At 33.7% G+C, this 23,220-nt stretch carries 22 protein-coding genes and 1 pseudogene; 4 read left to right on the forward strand and 19 right to left on the reverse strand.

The window, feature by feature from the left end; translation table 11 throughout:
• The first annotated feature begins 12 nt into the window (after positions 1 to 12).
• On the forward strand, positions 13 to 303 hold the full coding sequence (locus tag MKY90_RS15890) for a hypothetical protein (RefSeq protein ID WP_078205403.1): 291 nt from the start codon (positions 13 to 15) through the stop codon (positions 301 to 303).
• A 291-nt stretch (positions 304 to 594) separates the two neighbouring features.
• Here the strand turns inward: MKY90_RS15890 and MKY90_RS15895 are convergent, their stop codons facing one another.
• From MKY90_RS15895 to MKY90_RS15975, 17 genes and pseudogenes are all read right to left on the reverse strand, one after another.
• Positions 595 to 1,224 carry a class I SAM-dependent methyltransferase gene (locus tag MKY90_RS15895; protein WP_098169122.1) on the reverse strand — a complete coding sequence of 210 codons (630 nt, stop codon included), beginning with the start codon at positions 1,222 to 1,224 and terminating at the stop codon, positions 595 to 597.
• 129 nt (positions 1,225 to 1,353) lie between these two features.
• Complete coding sequence (locus MKY90_RS15900; protein ID WP_002013704.1) at positions 1,354 to 2,349, reverse strand: D-cysteine desulfhydrase; 996 nt, start codon at positions 2,347 to 2,349, stop codon at positions 1,354 to 1,356.
• A gap of 247 nt (positions 2,350 to 2,596) precedes the next feature.
• Entirely contained in the window at positions 2,597 to 3,829 is a 1,233-nt protein-coding gene (locus tag MKY90_RS15905; protein ID WP_215599492.1) for a DUF4073 domain-containing protein, read from the reverse strand.
• A 402-nt stretch (positions 3,830 to 4,231) separates the two neighbouring features.
• Positions 4,232 to 4,689 (reverse strand): annotated as a pseudogene (locus MKY90_RS15910) (VOC family protein).
• A 368-nt stretch (positions 4,690 to 5,057) separates the two neighbouring features.
• Entirely contained in the window at positions 5,058 to 6,557 is a 1,500-nt protein-coding gene (locus tag MKY90_RS15915; protein WP_063218001.1) for a serine hydrolase domain-containing protein, read from the reverse strand.
• 412 nt (positions 6,558 to 6,969) lie between these two features.
• Complete coding sequence (locus MKY90_RS15920; protein ID WP_341091842.1) at positions 6,970 to 7,263, reverse strand: hypothetical protein; 294 nt, start codon at positions 7,261 to 7,263, stop codon at positions 6,970 to 6,972.
• Between the two features lie 5 nt (positions 7,264 to 7,268).
• Complete coding sequence (locus MKY90_RS15925) at positions 7,269 to 7,469, reverse strand: helix-turn-helix transcriptional regulator (protein ID WP_000903049.1); 201 nt, start codon at positions 7,467 to 7,469, stop codon at positions 7,269 to 7,271.
• 337 nt (positions 7,470 to 7,806) lie between these two features.
• Positions 7,807 to 8,952 carry a hypothetical protein gene (locus tag MKY90_RS15930; protein WP_341091847.1) on the reverse strand — a complete coding sequence of 382 codons (1,146 nt, stop codon included), beginning with the start codon at positions 8,950 to 8,952 and terminating at the stop codon, positions 7,807 to 7,809.
• Positions 8,949 to 10,286, reverse strand: a complete 1,338-nt coding sequence (locus MKY90_RS15935) for a F390 synthetase-related protein (protein WP_341091850.1) — start codon at positions 10,284 to 10,286, stop codon at positions 8,949 to 8,951. The genes MKY90_RS15930 and MKY90_RS15935 overlap by 4 nt, the downstream gene beginning before the upstream one ends.
• Positions 10,279 to 11,130, reverse strand: coding sequence for an MBL fold metallo-hydrolase (locus MKY90_RS15940; protein WP_063218005.1), 852 nt, complete (start codon positions 11,128 to 11,130; stop codon positions 10,279 to 10,281). The genes MKY90_RS15935 and MKY90_RS15940 overlap by 8 nt, the downstream gene beginning before the upstream one ends.
• Positions 11,127 to 12,113, reverse strand: coding sequence for an NAD-dependent epimerase/dehydratase family protein (locus tag MKY90_RS15945; RefSeq protein ID WP_063218006.1), 987 nt, complete (start codon positions 12,111 to 12,113; stop codon positions 11,127 to 11,129). The genes MKY90_RS15940 and MKY90_RS15945 overlap by 4 nt, the downstream gene beginning before the upstream one ends.
• Complete coding sequence (locus MKY90_RS15950; RefSeq protein ID WP_341091854.1) at positions 12,110 to 13,273, reverse strand: ATP-grasp domain-containing protein; 1,164 nt, start codon at positions 13,271 to 13,273, stop codon at positions 12,110 to 12,112. The genes MKY90_RS15945 and MKY90_RS15950 overlap by 4 nt, the downstream gene beginning before the upstream one ends.
• A complete protein-coding gene (locus tag MKY90_RS15955) occupies positions 13,263 to 14,252 on the reverse strand; it encodes a beta-ketoacyl-ACP synthase III (protein ID WP_341091857.1) in 990 nt (329 codons plus the stop codon). The genes MKY90_RS15950 and MKY90_RS15955 overlap by 11 nt, the downstream gene beginning before the upstream one ends.
• 501 nt (positions 14,253 to 14,753) lie before the next feature.
• A complete protein-coding gene (locus tag MKY90_RS15960; RefSeq protein WP_098169113.1) occupies positions 14,754 to 15,587 on the reverse strand; it encodes a CPBP family intramembrane glutamic endopeptidase in 834 nt (277 codons plus the stop codon).
• A gap of 109 nt (positions 15,588 to 15,696) precedes the next feature.
• The gene (locus tag MKY90_RS15965) at positions 15,697 to 16,491 is read right to left on the reverse strand and encodes a MerR family transcriptional regulator (RefSeq protein WP_098169112.1); all 795 of its coding nucleotides are present in this window, start codon (positions 16,489 to 16,491) and stop codon (positions 15,697 to 15,699) included.
• A gap of 161 nt (positions 16,492 to 16,652) precedes the next feature.
• Positions 16,653 to 17,573, reverse strand: a complete 921-nt coding sequence (locus MKY90_RS15970; RefSeq protein WP_341093266.1) for a class I SAM-dependent methyltransferase — start codon at positions 17,571 to 17,573, stop codon at positions 16,653 to 16,655.
• Between the two features lie 188 nt (positions 17,574 to 17,761).
• Positions 17,762 to 18,235, reverse strand: coding sequence for a DUF4188 domain-containing protein (locus MKY90_RS15975; protein WP_341091864.1), 474 nt, complete (start codon positions 18,233 to 18,235; stop codon positions 17,762 to 17,764).
• A 429-nt stretch (positions 18,236 to 18,664) separates the two neighbouring features.
• Between MKY90_RS15975 and MKY90_RS15980 the strand changes: the two genes are divergently transcribed.
• Together MKY90_RS15980 and MKY90_RS15985 are read left to right on the forward strand one after the other, a co-directional pair.
• Entirely contained in the window at positions 18,665 to 19,258 is a 594-nt protein-coding gene (locus tag MKY90_RS15980) for an AAA family ATPase (RefSeq protein ID WP_176523475.1), read from the forward strand.
• A gap of 120 nt (positions 19,259 to 19,378) precedes the next feature.
• A complete protein-coding gene (locus MKY90_RS15985) occupies positions 19,379 to 20,542 on the forward strand; it encodes an LPXTG cell wall anchor domain-containing protein (RefSeq protein WP_341091867.1) in 1,164 nt (387 codons plus the stop codon).
• Positions 20,543 to 20,614: 72 nt separating this feature from the next.
• Here the strand turns inward: MKY90_RS15985 and MKY90_RS15990 are convergent, their stop codons facing one another.
• Both MKY90_RS15990 and MKY90_RS15995 read right to left on the reverse strand, forming a co-directional pair.
• Positions 20,615 to 21,286 (reverse strand): ABC transporter ATP-binding protein, encoded by a 672-nt coding sequence (locus tag MKY90_RS15990; protein ID WP_088030825.1) that lies wholly within the window; start codon positions 21,284 to 21,286, stop codon positions 20,615 to 20,617.
• Positions 21,286 to 22,350 carry an ABC transporter permease gene (locus tag MKY90_RS15995; RefSeq protein ID WP_071731913.1) on the reverse strand — a complete coding sequence of 355 codons (1,065 nt, stop codon included), beginning with the start codon at positions 22,348 to 22,350 and terminating at the stop codon, positions 21,286 to 21,288. The genes MKY90_RS15990 and MKY90_RS15995 overlap by 1 nt, the downstream gene beginning before the upstream one ends.
• A 181-nt stretch (positions 22,351 to 22,531) precedes the next feature.
• Between MKY90_RS15995 and MKY90_RS16000 the strand changes: the two genes are divergently transcribed.
• Positions 22,532 to 23,158, forward strand: a complete 627-nt coding sequence (locus MKY90_RS16000) for an ArsR/SmtB family transcription factor (protein ID WP_141507032.1) — start codon at positions 22,532 to 22,534, stop codon at positions 23,156 to 23,158.
• The last annotated feature ends 62 nt before the right edge of the window (positions 23,159 to 23,220 follow it).

Below are 23,220 nucleotides of genomic sequence, written 5' to 3' on the forward strand. Positions count from 1 at the left end.
GAATGCTATTCAATGCAACTGAAAACATACACTTGGAAAAGTTATACGTTTCTCATTATAAGTATATTCGTTACTATTAATCTCTTTCTCTTCTCACCTATTTTAGACAGAGTTGGAGTAGAATATGTGGTTCCTTTCGCGTACTTCATATTAACTTCCGCTGTTATAGCAATTATATTAGCAGTTATCTCATTTTGTAGTCGCACCGAAAAGAAAATTTTATCTATTATCGGTTTAACCTTTACGTTATTTAATACAGCAATTATTTTATCTTTCCTTTGGTTCGGTTATCATTTCACTTAAAATACAAATATAATCCGTAACCTAAAAAAATTATTAATATTATAGAAATACTGAGTATTGTGTATATGACCCCTCTTAATGTTGTACTCATATAATCACCCCTCTCACGCTTCAACAATTCCATTATATAACAAATAATTCGTTAGAAGTTTAAAACATGTTTTAAACTAAATTAAGCGAAGTAAGGGATGCCATTTGACTTCCCTTACTTCGCCTTTAAAGAATAATTAGTGAGTAGCTTACACATCAAGCTTATTAAGTAACCTTTCACTATTTTTTACACAATTGTAATTATAGTGTTTTTTGACATTTGATCATTATAAATTTAAATGGAGGTTTACTTGCCATATTTTTATGCGGCTCCAAAATTTCCGTAGTTTCTATCAGTCCATATTTTCCAAAGTCTTGTTGTACCGAGTCAACATCATAAAAGTACATTTTTACCCCTTCCATTATCTCGAAGTAGTCTTTACCAAGTTGTTCCCCCTTCCCAAACATTGGGGCATCTTTAGAAATAGTAGTAAAAATCATATATCCGTTTGGTTTTAACTGACTATAACAATCTTTAATAAACTTCTCTCTCTCATCCTTATTCAACAAATGAATAAGTGCATAAGAAAATATGCCATCATACAGTTTGTTATCAAAAGGCATATCCGTAACTGAACCATGGAAGAAATCAGCATTAAGTTCATTTTCCCTCGCCAATTCAATCGCTGTTTTTGAAATTTCAATACCTGTTACTTGTATTTCGTTATCAATAAAAACCTTTGCATTTCTACCGTACCCAATACCAGGAATCAATATATCCTTCACTTTCTTTTCAAGGAAAATGTCCTTCGTCAAAATTGCAGAGTCTGAAGGTTCAAATCCCCACATCATTTGATTTTCTATAAAACTTGCTTCCCAAAATTCTGTCATACATCAATCTCCTTTATATATCGTTGTTTACCGTTGAATGTTGAAAAATCATCGCATATTCACGAAATTGTATCAAACTTCAACATTAATTCAAAACAAAAAGCATTGGATACCCAATGCTTTTTACACTTACGCAAATAGAGAAGTATTCGCATATAAAGCTGGCGAACCACCTGAATGTACGAATAAAATGTTGTCCTCTTTATTAAATTTACCTTTTCTAATTAAATCGATTAGTCCCGCTACTGCTTTCCCTGTATAAACTGGATCAAGTAAAATACCTTCTGTTTTCGCAAGTAATTGAACTGCTTCTACCATTTCTGGTGTTGGTAAAGCGTATCCTGGTCCTACATATTCATCAAAGCATGTAACTGCTTCGCGTGAAATAGAGTTTGGAATACCTACGTGAGCTGAAGTTTCATCTACAAGTTTTGCTACTTTCTCTTCTTGCTCCGCTTTTCCTCTACTTACATTTATTCCGATTACAGGAATTTTACTTTGCGTTCCGGAAAAACCAGTAATTAAACCAGCATGCATACCAGCGCTACCACTTACGCAAACAACTGAACTGAAATCAATTCCTTGCTCGAATGATTGCGCCATAATTTCTTGCGCACAAGCAATATATCCCATTGCGCCAGTAGGGTTCGATCCACCAACTGGAATGACATATGGTGTATTTCCTTTTTCACTTACTTCTTTCGCTACTTTATGCATCTCTTCCATAAGATCTGTTCCGTTTGGCACAACAATTACGTTTTCAGCACCTAATAAATGATATAAGAAATAGTTTCCGTTAAAGTCTGGCTTTTCTTCTGGCTCAAGCCCTTCCTCTAACACAAGAATACATTTCATTTTTTCTTTTACCGCAGCTGCAAGTGTTAGACGGCAATGGTTTGACTGAATACCACCAGCTGTAATTAACGTATCTGCACCCTTTGCCTGTGCATCCGCAACTAGAAACTCTAACTTTCTCGTCTTATTACCGCCAGCTGTTAAACCAAGTAAATCATCTCGTTTAAAATAAATAGTTGGCCCACCAAGTGCTTCAGAAAAATTGTTTAATTTTTCAATTGGTGTATATGATTCTGTATATTTTTTTCTCGGAAATTTAGCTAAATTCATCAATAACGCTCCTTTTATACTCTTTCACAGTAAATGTAACCATACTATTATTACATGGAAAAATGATGAAGTCACCTTTCTGGATTAAAAATGTATCGAAATTCAGTAAATGAAATTATATAGGCGATATTTTACTTTTACTGGCATTCAACATAGAATATCGACTTACCGACAAAAAACGGCTTACAAAATCCATTTCTCATCACTCAAAAAAGAGCCCACACATTTAAATGTGGGCTCTCTCCAATCACTTATTTGCCGAAAAACGAAGAAGCTGCGTTAATCCTGCTTCTAAATTCATTTCTCCTTTATGGCGTACATATACAATCTTGTCCCCATCAAATTTTGGCGGATTTGCTGTATAATACGTATGCCACTCATTCGTTCCTTCTATAGAGTACTCCATATATTCAGTGGCACCAACGATTATATTTTTTTTATCATCAGCGGTTACATTTGGTGCCATTTGTGCGATTTTTGCACCACTAATTAATAACTTCTTAATATCCTTATCACGTTTATAATCATAAGCCGTTACGACTACATCGTTACCATATGCTTTTATTTGTAATCCTTGTTTGAAAGAATATCCATCCGGCGCAGTCTTCTCGCCACCATTTGGTCCAGCCGACATCCAACCAGTTTCAATTCCGCCCGTATTTACAACCGTAAATCCTTTTTCGTCTCCGCCTGTAATTTTCTTTTTACCAGCCCAGTCTGGCAAGTTTAAATCCCAATGCGTATGACTCGTAAAGAAAACAACTTGCGGGTAGTCTTTTAATACATCATACAATTTATCCATGTTTAAATAGTCTTGTAAATATGGTGATTGTCTTGATCCGGATACAGAATCAGGTAAAACGTGATGAGAGAAAATGAAAATTGGCTTATTTTTATCTTTTTGACTATACTCTTCTAAATTTTGTTTTAGCCATCCTAATTGCTCATCACTCATATATACTTCATCCCACATTTTTGAATCGTGGTATTTCATATATTTTTCAGTTCCTAAAAATAAAAGCGGATAACCGTCTAATTCTTTTTTATGATATACCTTATCTTGTCCGCTAAATTTTAAATATCTATTAAACAATGTTTCTTCCGTTACACCATTTGGCCATGTATTTTGAGAGAGTTTCCCATCAGCTGTCCATTTACCAGCGTAAAATTCATGATTCCCAACAGTTGACCATACATTTTCCGGATGCTTATTCTTGTTTAACACACGCTTTACATCATCATATTGTAACTGCTGTCCAGTTGGCGTTATATCCCCATTCATAATAAGCGCTCTAGAAAGTGGCGTCACTTTGTTCATATCTTTTAACACGTGATCAAAGTCCCCTAAATCTCCTTGAATGTCACTAATAACGTTAAAAGTTGTAGCTGATTTTCGAACTTGCTCTTTCCCTTCCGCATGCATCGAAAGTGTCGGTAATAAAGCTGCCATAACAGCCAATGAAGCTACTGTCTTTTTCATACAAATTCTCTCCCTAATAATAGAATGTATAATCTGACATATTCTGCTTTCTCTTAGGTGCTTGTCCAATTCATATTATAGAGAGGGATTGTAAAGATTGATGAAGTAAAAAATTAAGTGTTTTTTAAGAGATTTTGTCTTTTTTTCGCACTCCACAATTACCGAAGCGCGCCAATCTTGCTCTCTATTCACTAACATTAAATAAATGTAAATTTATACGATAAATCTCTTAGTTAGGTACGTTGTGTTTTAATCTAAATTATATAACCGCAACACAATACTCTATCTTTTTAAGTTCTCTTCATTTAATCCGAATAACTCTGGTAAAGTAAAACGTCCATCTTTTCTGTATATTTTTCACAAAAAAATAACGTTTTTCCCCTTTTATAGATACAATCTCATTTATTTTTCTTGGTGCTCCGCTCCCACTCACTTAAATAAGATGCATATTCTAATTCATCTGGATCATCATGTAACATAGAAATAAACTCTAATTTATTCCCATCACAATCCAGAAAGTATACACTTGCAGCTGGCATCCACCTTTGGACAATTGGCTCTTGATTTCCTTTCCCTTGGCTTCCCACCACTTCTATTCCACGATTCTCTAACCACAATTTAGAAGTCTTTAGAAATTCTAAATCTACACCAAAAGCAAAGTGTTTTATCTCAAAATCTTCAATATTATGTACTTCCCATAGTCCAAGCATTTGCTTTTTACTTTCTCCTACCCAAAAGAAGGCCACCTTTCTTTTGGATAGTTTTCTTGCTAATGCTAACCCCAACTTATTTTGATAGAAATCTATCGCCTTTTCTAAATCTCTTACATGTAAATGAGTTTCATATATGTTCTGTATCATTCTACTTGCTCCTTTCTGTATTTGTATTGGTAACAACGGGTTAAGTAGTTACTGTAATTTTAAATCTGAAGTATGTATCTCCATATCTGTTATACCTATTTACTATTCTATCGAAATTAAAACATGATATATCGAACTGAAGTAGTAAATTCAAATAAAATTTCTACTGCTTTTGTAGGAAGAGCCTCCATTAAATTCAGATGAAATCCTATTTAAACAATGAAAAAACACTATTCTTTTAGTAAGAATAGTGTTTTTACTCTTTTGAGTAGTTAATATTTTTAAGTTAATAGACATATGGGGTGGTCCCCCTTATAAACCCTTAAGTATTTATATAAAAATATATATTTTAATTATTTGCTGTCTAATTATTGTTTTTTAGTCCTTCTAATTTTCGGGAAAAATCCACTAATTAATAATGTTATAATCCACGCCATTATTAGAATAAAATTTATTGTATTACCAGAATTTAAACTTAAAATCCTCCACAAATAGGCAGCAAAAAATACGAGCATAGCGGTAATAATAAGTAAAAATACCCTAACCACTAATCTTATGTAAGGTTTCTTCTCGTGCTTAAAAATGAAGGTTCCTCTACCATTGTACAATCTAATCAAAAATAGCAACAAATATACACCTAGTGCAGCTCCAATAACAATTGATATAATTGAGTTGTTTTTTCTTTGCTCAGCTAGAGAGAAGTGACTTTCAGGTAATTTTCCAGTTTCATATTCAATCCATGCGTGGTAAATATCCTGTCGTAAGTCTATACCACCTTCACTATTCGTAAGAATTACCAATCCATCCTTTGTATTAGGAATGAAACCATAAAAAGAATGCCAGCCTCGATTGTCACCAGAATGATAAATTAATTTCCATTGATTAGATAACTTTTTTTCAAATACACCTAAACCGCTCTCCCCTAATACCGGCTTTTGCATTTCCTGAACACGTTCACTTTTGATGACACCATTACCTTTATTATTTGCATCCATGCTTGCAAGTATCAATGTCATCATATCGGTAACATTTGTCTTAAGACCTGCAGCAGCCTGTTCGGTAAATTGGTAACTAGGGAGTTCCTCTCCAAAATACCCATAGGCTTTCGAAAGATTAGGATTTTCAGGACGTTGTAGGAATGAACTAGATTTCATTCCTACAGGTTTCATAATTTGTTCCTCCATATAACGATCAAAAGGTATTCCGGTAACCTCTTCAATAACAAGTTGCAAAATTGTATATCCACCACCAGAATAAATTGTTTCTGCACCGGGGTTTTTGGTAATCTCCACTGGCTCATTAAACCATCCTTTTCCAGATAGAGACTCCTCGATAGAATCAAGATGTTTCCCGGGTGCAACCCCAAGGTATCCTTTATGTGCAGAAAGCCCTGCTGTGTGGCTTAACAATCTTCTTATTGTGACTTCATTATTATTGAACTCTGAATTAGGTAATTTCCATTTAGTTAGATATTTTTCAACGGGATCATCTAGTGATAAACGACCTTCATCTACAAGATGTAGGATTCCCCATGCTGTAAGACTTTTAGATATGGAACCAGCCTGAAACAAAGTATCATCACTCACCGCTTTTTTTGTCTTTTTATCTACATAACCGTAGTTTAGTGTATAAGCAATACTCCCCTCATGTACAATCCCTATTGCAACCCCTGGTACCTCATAATTCTCCTGCCATTTTGGGACCTGTTCATCCAGCTTTTTTTTGAAATCCTCTATACTCCTATCATTCAACGTGCCAGATTCTGCCCTCACCACATTTGTAAACCATACTTCATTCGTAATGAATATACAAATCATTAAACATAAAATACTTTTGCATATTATCGATGCTTTTTGTCTATTCTTCATTTGCTCTACCCCTTTTTTCAGAATATTCTATCCATCAATCAGAGTACCCCATTCTAATATCCCATTCTATCGATTTTCATTACTTAACCTTACAAAATTGTAATAAAAATCAAAGATCTACTATTGTCCTTTATCCGAGGGCAATGAAATTCATTAACAAGATTGATATGAAGTTATATGTATTGTTTCACTTAAAGACCCTAAAATACTAGTTTGGTTAATCAATTGGATATATTCCACACTACAAATATTTATTTTATAAAAAGAAGAACCCCACACATTTTGATTGAAATGTGTGGGGTTCTTTTGGCTTCCTTAAATTTTCATGAAAAAGATTGATTATTTTATGTAGCTTACTAAAAAAAATTTTGTTCAATCAACTAACAGAACAAGATTAAACACTTAACTCGTATTAGTAATTTTTACTGTTTCTGTTGATAAATATAAAAATACTGCCTAACACACTTAATGAAAGTGCAAAATATAATAACAAATCAGGTAGAAAGTTCAAAGGAATAATATCAATTAATTGTAAAACAATAATGGAAAGGATACCTAAATATAGAATATTGTACAAAACATTATTTGTTTTATATAGAATTTCTCTTCCTCTTTCGTCATTTGCTTCATCACTTGATTGAAATTTTATTACATACATCTTACTTATCACTATTAAACCAAATAATAAACTTTTTAACAACAACATATGTATCACTCCTCTAGATAATCAAATACGTCGGTTAACGGCTTTTCAAATACATTTGCGATTTTAAAGGCAAGAATTAGAGAAGGGTTATATTTATTCTTTTCAAGAGTAGCGATAGTTTGACGACTAACTCCCACTCTTGTTGCCAGTTCTTCTTGGGTCCAACCTTTTTCTGCTCGACAAACTACAATTTTATTATGCAACAATAGTAACACCTCTTGAGCTAATTGTAATTTATTTTTTACAAATTGTAAATTATTTTTTACAATTTATTTTTAAAATTAAAAATCCTCATAAAAAAGGACATAAAGATTTCTCCCCATGCCTACTAATCTTCTACTTCTTTACTGTATGTATATAATGCGATGTTTCAAAAACTTAATAAAAAAGAGAACTACTCTTCAAGCACTTCTCTCTTTCATCCAAACGATAAATATAAAATAGATCATTAAAAATATACTATATAAATTCCATAACGTGGGTATTGCAGCTACACTTAAATAAAGAGTTCCTAGTAACAAGCAATCATAAAAGTTTTTTTGTTTAAAAGCGATGTTTTTTTGCCATCGGTTCTATGTATGTATTTAATATCCACATTAATACTTTCCATACCTTTTGTTGGCTAGGTGGTAAATGAGCGTTATACACATAACTGTATTCGATCTGCTGTGTTGCACCACGATTTCTTTTGAACTCTCCAGCCCCAGCACTACAATGACAAATTAAATCTTTTTCGATAGAATCCATTGTAATAAGGAGGGAAAGTATACGGTATAAACCTTGTTGCTGGTCAGAGTTTGTATTATAGCCAAGGATCGGCGTTGTCATAACTCCATCCCTAATAAAATAAGCAATAACACCATCAATTGTATCCCCTTTTTTTATGGCCTTTATCTCAAATAAACGATGCTGAAGAGCATTCCATAAATAAGCGGGTGTAAACATTGGGTTATGGGCGGAATATTTTTCAATATATAGTTGGTTGTATAGCTGGGAAATTTGTAAAATATCCTCCTTTGTTAATTCTTCATTCGCAATGATTTCATAATTGCTTTTCTCTAATAAACTTTTATCGTTTAATAAGTCTTTTCGTTTTTTTCGATTCATTTTTTTATAGTGTTTCGGATCAAATAAGTATATAGAACGAGACATAATTTTCTTGTAACCTACTGTAGATAGTGCTTCTGTCGTTACGGGATATAATTCGTTATTTAAAGAACGAAATAAAATTGTATGCTCTGAAAATTTCTCAACAAATAGATTCGTAATTTGTTCGATTTGTCGTTCGTTGATAGAGTGATAAAGATTTGTTGAAAGCATCCAATTATTTACGACAATTACTTTATTAATATTCGTTCGTCGTAACCAACTTCCCATAAGATGAAGCGGATAGGTTAATAGCTTCTCTAGCCACGGTTTTTTCAACTCCCATAGCTCTTCTAACGCATAAGATACGTAATGTGTATAAGGAGAACATACATATGAATTTTCGAACTCTGCGTTATTAAGAGTAACTGGTAAGATGAGATCATCAATTTCTAATAGGAAGAGCTGCGTGTTAACATTTTCAATAAATGCTGTAACGCCCTTTTGAAAAAGAGGCAGGAAACTATCTCGCACATATGCTCCATCTTTTTTCGATTCCCAATCAATGCTATGCGAGGAATGAACATCATGTAACTGAATCATTTATGTTCACCACGCCTTACAAGACTTTCTATTCTTTTTAATTTTTTATCATATACTTGAATATCGTAATGTGAAAAGAAGAACTGTGGTATCGCACACTTTTTAGTAGACCATAGTGTATGTAACTCTTTCATTACATTTGATTTACATAATTCCAGATTTTCAGGGAGTGCTTTAAGTTTAATTTCAATTTTGTCTACGCTATGCTGTATTACTTTAAATTCTTGAATGTCACTAGATGCAAACAAAATTGCTCTTCTAATGAAATCTGGAAAAATAGATATTTCTTTATTATCCAATTCACTTATTCCAATAAATATATCGTCACATCGACCATCAATTCGTTCTAATGCTAAGAAAGGTGAACCACAGCTGCACGGCGTTTTTTTCTCAATTAATATGTCATTGAGACGATAGCGTATAATCGGCTGTGTTTTCCTCATGAAATCAGTAATAATGGGAACGAATATCCCTTTCTCTTGATCTAAGTATTCTTTTTCAATATGAACGAGATCTTCATTAATGTGTAATGTCCCCTCCTTGCAGGTGGTAGCAAGAAAACCTTCTGTACATTGGTAAACTTGGTGTACTGTCTGCTTGAAAGTTGCACAAATAAACTCTCTATCAATATCTTCAAGCACTTCTGCTACAGAGATAATTTTTTTGGGACAAATCGTAATGAGTCCTTCTTGCTGCCAGTCAGCGATTTTCCGTAACATAGACGGAGGTGCAATTAAAATAGAGGGCTGTATTTCATTTAATCGCGTAATATGCTGCTGAAACGAATCTAGTAAATCAAAAAAATGAAATGAGATTCGCTTATTTTTTGTCGCTTCGTATAAATTGCTATTTGCACGTAAGAAAAAAGCAATCGTGTGTTTATGTAAAATGCTAGAAGGAAGCACCTTTCCAATAATCGATCCAGCCCACAACGTTTGTTCTTCCTCAGAAACGAGAAAAACCCCACGATTTCCACTAGTTCCTGATGATAAACCAACAGTTATATTACGAATGGTTGGTGAAAAATTCCGGGTCTTTTCTGCTTCAAATGCTACATGAAACGCTTCTTCCTTTGAAATATGGGCTGTATTTAATGTATCAAAATGTTCCATCATTACTTCTTTATCAATAATGGGGAGTGCAGACAAATCCCCCTTTTGAATTTCAATTAAAAAAGGCGTATATAATTGGCGATAAAAAGGAGACGCCTCTATCGTGAACAAAAGATGTTTTTCTATTTGTTGTTTATGAAACTGTTCCAACTGTTTACGACTTGAAAATCTCGAGCCATATTTTATTTTCAAGTATTGCTTGAGAATTCGTAGTTTATTCATAGTACACCCCTGCTTTAATTTTATCCCATGTATGTTCACAATGAGTTGGTACAATTTCAATCTCAGGTGATGTTTGTGATAAATGGTGTAACTTCTCAATATTCTTTCGGTAAGATTTTGGATCGCTAGTTAAAAGGTTGGCAACCTTACTAGGAAATACAAGGTTTTGATACGTTTTACTTAGCCACACTGCGTCTGCACAAAGAAAGACAATTTTTTCACTCTGTAAATGGACGAATAAACCGAATTGTCCCGTTGCATGTCCTGTTAAGTCAACAGCAAATAATGAGCCATCCTCAAATACATCATACCCCTCTTCAAACTTTCCATATGTAGAAGGTAAGTTAAGGGATGGAGTTTGATCAATGAATGACATTCTTTCCTCTAAATCTATCGGCAGTGTATCCTTTAGACACCCTTTTAATAGAGCACCAAATTTACTTCTCTTTTTAATATCCTCATAAGCTTTTGCGAAGGTTAATATTTTCGCTTTTGGAAAGTCAGGTAAACCAGCTGTATGATCGCCATGAAAATGAGATAGAATAATATATTTAATTTCTTCTGGCTGAATACCATCAAGAAGAAGTTGCTCTTTAATAGATTGCTCTTCCGTGAAATGAACAGGCGTAAGTTTTGCATATACAGAGTAAGGGAATTTTTTTGTTGCCTCTTTAAAATGTCCCGCATATCCAGTATCAAATAAAATATATCCTAATACTGGATGCTGGAGTAATCCTACTGTAGCTGGAAAACAGATTTGTTTCCAACTGCCCTTGGAATATGCGATTTTTTCTGGATGTGTGCAATATCCTGTATCATATAGCTTTAAAGATTTGATTTTCATTGTGTTTTCCACCAGTCTACAAATTTTGTAATTCCTTCTTCTATACTGATCTTCGGAGCATACCCTAGTTCTTCTTTAGCTTTATCGATATTTAATGTCTGGCTTTTTGAAAGGACACTAACAGTATATTTTGTGAGAATAGGTTCTTTTCCAAATAAAATAGTTTTTGAGATTCCTTCTAGTATAGCAGCTAGTGAAAAAGCGGTTTTGTAGGAAATTTTTTTATATTTTACTTCCTTATCAAGACGCTTCATTACATTTTCTATGACCTCATATAAATTTACACGTTCGTCATTTGTTATATTGTACTTTTGCCCTAATGTATGTTTTGGGGAATGCATACAAAGAAGTACAGCATCTACAACATTCTCAACATACGTAATATCAACAAGAACATTTTCAGTACCAATCCTCGGTAAAGCACCCTTTTCACATACTTTAATAAGACGCGGAAGAATCGCGTTATCTCCTGGTCCGAATAAAGCGCGCGGGCGTATTGTAATAACTGGTAAACCATGCATGAAAGCTTGATCAATAGCTTGTTCAGCCATGTTCTTCGTTGTTGCATAATGATTTACAAATGTATTAGGAAGTTTCGCGTTTTCTACTACATTTTGTCGCTCATCATAATAGAAATAAATACTTGGTGTTGATACGTGGATCAAGCGTTTTATACCGTACTTTTGACATCCCTCAATAATATGTTTCGTTCCTAACACATTCGCATTATAAAAATCTTCATATTTGCCCCAAGGGGAAGAAAGTGCGCCGCTATGAAAGATATAATCTTTACCTTTACAAACTTGTAGCACACGATCCCTGTCTTCAAGAGGACAATGAACAAACTCGATTCCATTTTGTTCTAATACCTTACCGATTGTTTTATTTCTTCCCGTTGCCGTTACTTCATAGCCCATATTTTTCAGTCGAAAGGCGAGTTTTTGTCCTAGAAAGCCCGTTCCACCAGTTACTAGCATTTTCATAAATCTTCACCATCCCACGATATGTCATATGTTGTTTGCTCTAAAATAGTCCGTTCCTGTTTATAACTTTCACGCCACAATTTATACATGCTAAAAAACTGATAAAAAAATGGTTTCCAATCATTGTGACGATAAACGATATCTGGATAAGAGCATAGAACTTTTAACCATCGCTTACGTTTTTGTTTACTTTTTAAATAAGGAAATCCATATAGAAGCATCGCTAACCGAATTGCACACTCAGAGTTCGGTCTTGGAATGAGTGTATTGTTTACCTTTTCATGAAAGAAGGCCGGCAATATTTCCTCATCGAATAAATGTAATCCACTTGTAGTACGTGGATTACATTCAATCGGAATCGCATCTCCATCCTCTGTAACGATAAAATCAAAAGCAATTTGTCCTGAGAAATTTAGCTCTTTTACAATATGTGTAACAAACTGATCAATTTTAGGATGATCCATATGCTGAAAAGCAATGGTAGCGCCTAAGCCTGCCGTAAATTCCGTTTTATACGTAGAGTGAGCTAACACTTTCCCAGATTGTGCAATACTGTAGGAACAGTGCTGCGTCCCTCGTATAAACTCTTGCATAATATAATTCGACTTATCTATCATGCTTTCTTTTAGAGCATCCTCTTTTGTAATAAATTCCACTTTATCAGAAAACCGGGAAAAAATCGGTTTTCGTACAAAAGGAGTATGAGCTGGTGTTTTATGCATCATTGAACTTATCGCTTCTTCATCATCTATTCTATATGTTGCAGGTACTTGCCACCCTAAATTCGCTACGAACTGAATAAATTCCCACTTATTATGCAGTAATGATAGCTTTTGAAAATCATCTACTAATACATGGCAAAATGCGCTTAATTCTTCTCTATATTTAGATATATAAAACACTTCTTCACAAGTAGGAATAAGCAAATCCACATTGTGACGTTTAATAATGGATAGTAGCGCACGGATACTTTCTTTTGTTTTCCACTTTGGAGAAGGAATTTCATAAAAGTAATCCGTACTCTTTGAAACTTTACTTAATGGATAAGGAATACTATCTGCAATAATAACGGTATGTCCAGCGTTATGAAACAGTCTGCATACATGCAGAGTTGCTGGTGCACGTGCCCCTGTAATTAATACTGTTTTCTTAGTATTCAAGAAGGATGCCCCCGATTGAAAGTCCTGCAGAAGTACCTAATAATAGTATTTTATTTCCACGTTGCACTTTCTTTTGCTTAATCGCCTCGAAAAGAGCGACTGGAATAGATGCGGAAATCATATTACCGTAGTCTTCAAAAATGGTCATAAAACGCTCTTCATCAACCCCTAATTTTTTACGAATGAGTCTCATAGCTGGTCCACTTGCTTGGTGAGGAACAATTAAATCAATATCGGCTAGAGTATAACCAGTATCCATAAGTAGCTTGTCAATAAACTTCAACAAATACTTAGAAGATAGTTTAAAAATGGCTCTTCCATTCATATCGAACAAGAAGTCTTCTTTTCGTTCCTCACTATACTCGCGAGGATGAATCATCGTTCCACCGCCACGAATTTCTGATAAATGCGCACCAGAGCTATATGTTTCCATATGGGAAGCAATAATAGAAGATGTATGATCACCTTTTGTTATGACAACAGCTGCCGCACCGTCACCGAATAAAATGCTGCTTTCATTTTGTCCCCAATTTAATCCAACAGAAGAAATTTCAGAAGAAATAATAACAACATTTTTGTATCTCCCGCATTCCATTGCGTAAGAAATTGTATCAAGTGCTGTTATGAAACTTAGACATGTTGAATTGATATCAAAACATGGAATACCAGAATGCTGTAGTTCAAGCTGTTCTTGAATAAGTGATGCAGTAGAAGGAATTGCCTGTTGAATCGTTCCGCTTCCGCAGATGATACAATCGATATCATCCCACGTTAGCTGAGCATCTTCTACAGCTTTTTTTGCAGCTTCAGCACCCATATAAGAAGATGTTTCACCATCAACATAGTATCGTGTTTTTACCCCAGCTTTTTTTAATGTCCAGCCTTCTGGCACATCTAGCATACGATCTATTTCAAAAGAATCTACTTTGCGTTTTGGAAGATATGTGCCAATTCCTTTTATTCTAATATATCTTTTCATTCTCTATCGCCTCTTAATCTTTTTATAAATTTAAAAATCCTTTACATCTAAACATTGCTGTGGATACATACAGAAAGTTTTTTTATAAAATTCTGCTATCTCCTTATGTACTTCTAATCCTATTTTTCTTCAAAAAAGAGCAAGCTCTCTACTTGAGAACTTGCTCTTTTTGCATGAGAATTCTTCAAATACATACTCTAGAAAAAACTTTTATATCAATTTAATTATATTATAACAATTATCCAAAAATATTTAATAGTATTTTTTGTAAATAAAAGTGAAAATGTGGTACAAACTTACGCGAGAGGATAGTTTATTGAGCAGCAAATATACACATATGGGGTGTACATACAACTCATTTGAACATCTTCTTTTCCCTTTTTTGTTTCCATAAAAAAATAATTTATATAATTAAATTGGCGGAGCTTTAAGTGATACTGCATAAAACAAACATATCTACCATCACTAAATTTGCTTTCCTTGTCTTTCATAAATGCATCACTATGCCCTATAATACTTTCCATTCCTGCTATTTATATCTTCCGCTCCATACAGAGCCCTCTTTGGATTTATAATAATCAGAAAAACTGCAACTACTAAATAAAAAATCGCGTTATACATAATTAAATCGATTAAGTTTCCTTTTATAATACCAATAAAGAAATTAAAAAATTGATGAATGATGATTGGGATAATTAAATTCTGATTTAAATTATAAAATGCAGTCATGACGATTTTTATAGATATGATAGAGATCATAAAAAATAGAATATATTTAATTAGGTCCATGCCTACAAATCCTGTAGTAAACCAAATAGGTAGATGCCACATCCCCCACCAAAATCCTATAATTAGCGAAGCTTTTAGTGGTGAATGCCTCTTTTGAAGCTCAATTTGTGCAAATCCTCTCCATCCTAGTTCTTCTCCCAATGGCCCCGCAAGAAAGTTTTTAACAAAGAAATAGATTAGCGTTCCCCATGAAGTGACAGTAAAAATAGAGTCTACTTTACTATTTTTAGATACGAGAAATAAAATTATCAAAAATATGAAGGCTTGAATCATAATTGTAGTAAGAATCACAGAAAATTTAAGTTTATTCTTGAATTTCTCTTTTACAAACTGTATAAAGCTCTGCCCCGGATAGATTTTCTTAAATAGCACGGCAAAAGCAAAAGTTGAGGACCAAGACGATATACAAAACATTACATCAAAAACCCATGCTGGGAATCCTAGTATACTTATAGCACCTACAAGCAAAAAAAGTGGCAGAAAAATGATATTGGTTAGTACGATAAAACTCGCTACTGGTTTTTTGAGTTTCTTTTCCCTATTCATGCAAAATCCCCATTTCAAACTAAGTATTTCGTAAACATAATAGTAGTTATATTCACAGATACTTTCAGCTTAAACCTGGGGGTTACTCACAGGTCAATACATACCTTCATTATTTTACAGGTGCATAAACCTCTAAAAATATACGCTCAATTTCATCTTCATATGTGGTAAGTAATATATTTATATACACTAGCCCCAAAAGTTCATGCCCTTGTTCTATTGCTGCTTTTCTTAAACTGGATTCCACATTATGATCAATACTTTTCCCACCAGTTGCCCATCTTCCATCTTCAATAACTGTATAAATACATTTTGGATGCGATAGAATTTCCCCTTCTAATCCTTTATCAAAGTCTTCTACTTTTCTTACAATTATAAATTTATCTTCTATAATACCTTCTTTATTAAAACTTATAACTCTTCGTAAAGATGTTAAAGTAACTGCTTTTTTTAAACTATCCGTATTCTTTTTCAAAGATTCATATTCATCATATGCAGTAAAATGCTCTATTTCTCCGTTTACTTCTAATGGCTTCATTTCTTTTACTACGTATTTCCCTAAGAATTGCGTTGTTTTTTCGCAATCTTCTTTTACAATTTGAAGCTTTTTTAAAAGAAGTTTTTTATATTCTATCTCCTCTAAAACTTCTTGTTCTTTCTCTTCTAACAATGATTTTATTCCCTCTATACTCTTACTTTTTCTTAATTCCTGAATTTTTTTTATTTCGATATCCATTTCCCTATAGAAATTGACCGTTGTTATATCATATATATCAAAATGATTATATTTTCTATATCCATTCTCAATATTTTGCTTTGGCTTGACCAAATCTTTTTCCTCATAAAACTTCAAAGTATCTCTAGATACATCTAAAAATTTAGCGACTTGTCCAATTGTGTACATTACGTTCTCCTTTATCATTGCTACTTAAACTTTTACATTCATATTGCATATTCTGTAAATTATCGAATTTCCCTTCCAATTAATACTTCCCATCACTACACCCCATTTCCTTTTTCCCACAAAAAAAGACACAGAGATTTCTCCCCATGCCTACTAATTCTCTACTTCTTCACCGCATGTACATAATGCACCGTCTCAAAAGCTTCTAAATAATCGTTTCGTCCCTCAAAATACATTTTATGAATATCCTCTGGTGATAAGTGCTCATAAATGAGTAAGTCCGATTTCTCTAACAGTGCTTCCATTTCTCCGTAAGAAAAACATGATTTCATCGGTTCTCCGCCTATCTCAGCCATCTTTATCATATTTTCAACTCGATTGGATAATCCTTTTTCCGTAAATAAGTTTTCATCAGGATAATCGAAAACGATAGAACTTCCTGCTGGAACTATCTCGAATAAATATTCTATTAAACTGGAAAGTTCTTCTTTCGTTAAATAATACGTAACACCTAAAAGGCTAAAGAACGTCTTTTTATTTTCAAATCCTTCATTACGTAACTGTTCATAGGAAACACCTTTCGTGAAATCCATGGAAACAAAATGAAGATTATTTGGCATTTCAAGTTCTGCTTCCTTCACTCTTTTCTTCTTAAACTCTTGCGTAGAAGGATGATCCACTTCAAATATTTCTATTTTATTTTCTAATTCTCGGTGTCTAAAACTAAACGTGTCTAAGCCTGCACCGAGTATGACGTATTGCTTCGCGCCTAATGTAATTTCATGTAATAGCACTCTTTCACAATATGCTGCACGTGCCAAAGGTGTTGGTGATAATTGAACTTGTGTAATCCATTTTAATATTTCTTGTGGATTATCTTGAAACTTCTCTGCAATGTCTGTATTGAAAAAATGTATTCCTTGAACCATATTCGTTTCAATATCGTTACGTTCTTTTTGTGGAATGAAATCTTTAGCTACATAATCATCAAAGATTTTAGAACTATCAAATTCACTATGATACGCCCTTCCGAAAGCTGATACTAACGACGTTACAATTGCTTCACCTTTTTTCACGCACATACACTCCTTCATTTTCACAACAAAAATAGGGTCCCCCTGGCCAGGAGAACCCTATTATACACTTTATTTTTATGTTGGTAAATTATAGCATAAATAAGTTTTTTTGTCAAGTTCCCAGCCTACTACCACTCCGACACTTTGTATACTCTCTGGCAGGAAAATCGAAACTACATACGAAATTTCCTGAATTATTTATCCATTCTTTTTTGAGCAGTATTAGTATCCTGAGATACTGGTATATGTTCGGTAGCTCTAGATAAACCTGTTTTTGGCATATTAACATAGATTGCTTCAGAAGCACCTTTTTCTATTTGATATGTCTCGTGAAAAACACCGACACTCCCATTATCTTTAATCTTATTATTGTATGATTTCCAAGCATATGAATGGTTTTTTCCGTGAGCATAGTTTACTAATTCGTCGAATCCCTTCCAGTATTGAATTAAGATTACTTTTCTCCAACTAAATAAGAATTCTGTATGTAAGAAACCCCATTGTGGATTTTGATATAATTCTTTAATCATAGGTCCCATAGCATTAAAAACTGGTATCCACTTCCAAAATTTTAATAGGTTATTAATACGCATACCAATAATAAAAACAACAAATTCTTGATCCTTGCTATTGGCTATATGCCTGCCGTTAAAAATTTTAGCCCTCACTTTAATCCCCCTTTTTTACTGAACATAAATAATGTGCAGCTCCCAAATAAACCATAACACTTTTCCATGAATTTTCCAATTGATTCAACATAGATTATGAAAGGCTGTACTTAACAATAAAGGGTATATGTTTCCTACCTTTTTATTATTAACAGCTATTTTTAATATTTGTTCTAGACCTCCTTTTCACCAGGCACATTTCCATAATATATTTCAATAACGATAGCATTGTCGCCCCTTTCTAAACAGAATATTTTTTAGTTCATTTGAGTTAGGACAACATCAAATCACACTTTTCACATTAGGGGATTATTGGATAAATAAGTTTTTTGGTGAAATTTTCAGCCCATTACTACTCAGCCACTTTGTATTTTCTCCGGCAGGAAAATTGTCGATTCACACCGAACATTCCAGATTATAACAATACATATGGAGGCCAATATGAAACGATTAGTCATTATTACAGTAGGAAAAACCCACAGTGGAAAAACAACATTTGCTAAAGAACTAGAAAAAAAGTTACCCCACTCTTTCGTTATGGATCAAGACAACCAAGCCGAATTTATTAACACACATTATGAAAAATTGCAGCCGGCTGAAGGCCCTAATACATTTAAGCACGCTCTTTCGAAATTCATTGTTGATTATGCAAAAGAACATACAAATTTACACCTTATCATTTGCAACTCAAATAGAAGCCGAAACGGCCGGATGTATTTGCTGAATGAGCTGTTTAAGGAAGAGGAATATGTACGCATACTCGTTCGTTTTGACATTCCAGATGATATTCTTTATGAAAGAGTAGCTCGTAGTAAGCGAAGTATAAATATATTTAGAGGTAACTATTCCAGTTTCAAAGAAGTACTCGTTCGGCAACAGGCTGAATCTCAACATGAAGATGTAGTAGATCCTGTAGAAAATGAGGCTGATTATTTGTTTGTTATTCGCGATAGTAAAGATGTGAAATCTACTATAGAAGAAATTGTTCATCTTGCTGAAGATTTGTCCCCTATCCCAAAATAAAAGACTATAAGAATCACATAATCATAGATTATTATGCAAATACTTCCTCTAGGCGCCGAACATGGTATATAATAATAAAATAATCTACTTCTATATGCTCAATTTTACACAAAACAGCTCATGCATATGAAAGAAAAGAGGTACAAAAATATGAAAACAAAACAAACAATCGCTGCGTCTACACTAGCTTTAGCAATGATTGCTGGCGCAAACTCTGCTCATGCGGAAGTAACTGATGCTACTCCCCAGCAAAGTACGGGAGATCGCTTAGCTGAAATTAAGCAACATAGACAAGAGTTAGATGCGAAATTACAGCAACACAAAGAAAATGTGGATCAAACATTAAATGAACTTAACCAAGTTAAGGAAAATGTTGATACAAAGGTTAATGAACTACATGAACGTAAACAAGTTGCAGATGAAAAAATTGGCGAGATTAAACAACATAAACAAGAGTTAGATGCAAAACTTCAGCAAGACAAACAAATCGCCGAAGATAAAATCGCTGAAATTAAAGAGCATAAAAAACAAGTAGAAGATAAAGTTGCTGAAATTAAAGAGCATAAGCAAACTGTTGATGAAAAGGTTAATGAGATTAAAGAACATAAACAAAGTGTTGATGAAAAAGTGAATGAAATTAAGCAGCATAAAGAAAACATCGATCAGAAGGTTAATGAACTTAAGGAAGTTAAAAAACAAGTAGATGAAAAATTAATTGAGTTAAAGAAAGCGAAACAAACTGCTGAGGACAAACTAGCTGAAATTAAAGAAAATAAGCCGAATACAGGTAACACGTTAGAGGAACTGAAGAAAATTAAAGGCAATTTAGATAGTCTTTCCGCTAACTTAGAACTAGCTAAACAAGATGTAAAAAACAAACTTGCTGAATTACAAGAAGCTAGACAAGATTTACTAAATAAAATAAACGAAATGAAACAAGCGAAACAAACTGTTTCAGATGATTTATCAAAGAAAAAACAAGACTTAGATATTAAAATAAACGACTTTAAACATACTGAGAAAAAAATTGATGACAAATTAGCTGAGTTACATACAACAAAGCAAAATGTAGATAACAAAATTAATGAAGTATCACAACCTAAACAAACGACAGTGAATAATAACACTACTACACCTTCTACTGTTCCAGCGAAAAACAATGCTAAAGAACTTCCTAACGCTGGTAGTGAGCAATCAAGTAATATGGCTTTAGGTATGTTATCTATTCTAGGTGGAATTTTATTAGTAACACGCAATAAAATTAAAACGTTATTCTCAAAATAAAGCCATTATATCTATTTTAAAATAATCATACAAAGGCCAACCGCACATATATGTACGGTTGGCCTTTTTTCTTTATATTAACTTTCCATCTCTAAGCGTCAATATACGATCACATACATCAAGCATTCTTTCATCATGCGTAATCATAATTGCTGCTTTTTGACTTTCTTTCACTTCACGTTTCATCATTTCCACGACTTCACGTGCGCGTTTTGAGTCTAAGCTTGCAGTTGGTTCATCCGCTAATATTAAATCTGGGTTGTTCATGAAAGCACGAGTGATTGCTACCCTTTGTTTTTCCCCGCCCGATAGTTGATTTGGATAATGAGTTTTTCTTTCAGATAATCCAAATGCTGCTAGCAAGTGATCCGCACGCTTTTCAGATTCTTGTTTGTTTTCTTTTTTTAGCTTTGCAATGTAAAGCAATTGTTCTTTTACATTTAAATATGGAACAAGATTTGCAAACTGGAAAATGAAGCCGATTTTTTTCAAACGAATGTCTGTCATTTCTTTTTCTGATAACTTCGTAATATTTTGCTCACGAATGTAAATATCCCCTTTTGACGGTGATAGTAAAGCACCCGCAATTGATAATAACGTACTTTTCCCTGATCCAGAAGGACCGACGATTCCGATAAATTCTCCAGCTTTCACATCAAGCGACATCGGATGAAGGGCTGTTACTTCCGTATTCCCTTCTCCGTACACTTTACTTACTTTGTCTAATTTTAATAATGAAGTCATTACATCCCGCCTCCAATTGCTTCTAATGCATCAACTTTTAACACTTGATATAACGAAATAAGTGTTCCTAAAATACTAATGACGATAAAGATTGCTGCATATTGTGCAATCATCGGTGTTGTTAATAAGAACGGCATACCCGCTGGTAAAATTTGTTCTAATCCTTGTACAAGAACAATACTGATTACCATCGCAACGACTGATAAGAATAATGCCTGCACGACTAAGCTATTTGCTAAATAAGAATTTTTCGTACCGATTGCTTTTAGTACACCTAATTGCTGTGTTTTTTGCAACGTAATTACGTAGAAGAATACACCGATTAGTAACGCAGCGATAACAAGTAAGAACGCAATGATCATCGTTAATGTTCCTTGCTCTTCTTTAAATCCTGGAATACTTTGTAATACTTCTTTTTTGTCGATAACATGTGCATTTTTAATTTCTTTATCTGTATTAAGCGCAATTGCACTATAATCTTTTTGGTTTGGTTGTGAAATAGCGCCCCATACGTCTTCATTTACATAAACGACTGGTGTATGGCTAAACATTTGATCTTTCGTAAATCCAACGATTTTAAATTCTTTCTTTGAAACAGGATCAATAATTGTATCCCCAATATCGATACCTTTTTCTTTAATTGATTCATCGGCAACCATTTCGTTGTTTGCTGTACCTAACTTCTCACCTTTTACAATATTCGGTTCTAAAAATGTATCGCGTTCACTTGAGAAAATAGCGATATCAACCTTTTTCGAACTATCTTTCTTTTCATACGTTGAAACTTTCACACGAAACGGAACTGCCTCTTTCTCGCCCACTTGATTTACTACGTTATCTACATCATCTTTCTTAATTTGTGAACGAAGTAATTTATTTTCCGCATCATCTGCTAAAACGAACTTATTTGCCTCCATATTTTGAATCGATGAAGCATTATCATATGATAATCCATTTGCTAATCCTGAAATAACAAGGACTAAAAATGATAATAAAACCATAATAAGTCCGATTAATCCGTATCTTAATTTTGATTGTTTCAATTCACGCAGAGCTAAAAACATTTCGCTCGCTCCTTCCTCTTTCTTTCTATGCACTTATCATAAAAAAGAAATATGAACGGAATATGAACGGAAGATTACAGAGGAAGAATTAAATTTTCAGAAAGTATTGAAAATAACCAAAATCCTTGATACAATTCAGTCAAATAATATTGACCGAGTAATTTAATTAGAGGAGTTGATTATGTTGAAGCCCATGTTCACACTAACTACTTATAGCCAACTAAAAGCAATGAGCGATCCACTACGAGTCGAAATGATGATGCGTCTATGCGAACGTCCTTATACAGGGCAACTACTATCTGAGAAATTCGGCATTTCAAGGGCGAAAATTCATTATCATTTAAAAGAATTAGAAAAGAATGGTTTTATAGAAATCGTATATACAGAAGAAAAAAATGGCATCGTTCAAAAGTTTTATCAATCTGTCGCGAAAGGCTTCACTCCTGCCGCAGATTTATTACCTCATTTAGAATTATTAAGCGAATCAGGTCGCCAAATTTTTTTACAAATGACGGAAAGAACGAAACTTCATATTCTCGCTGCACCAGAAGAAGCTTTTACATTACGAAAAGTAAGCGAAGACCCAGCTGAATGGAATTACGTTTCATCCTGCTGGGAATTTGATGCCACGCCAGACCAATTTCAAGTGTGGGTGAAAAAGTTTTATGAAGTGATGTCTGAATTAAACGAGATCACAAAAGACGCGGATAAAGATCCAAATAGTAAATCTTATTACATTTCTACTACTGCACTGCAAATCGACGAACGAGCAATGCAACGATTTGTGAAAAAAGAAGAAAAATCGTAATACGATTTTTTTTACCGAGACGGTCAAATTTATTTTACCGAATAAATTTATTATAAAGGAGT

It is taken from the genome of Bacillus sp. FSL P2-0099, assembly GCF_038007445.1.
Classification (GTDB): domain Bacteria; phylum Bacillota; class Bacilli; order Bacillales; family Bacillaceae_G; genus Bacillus_A; species Bacillus_A mycoides.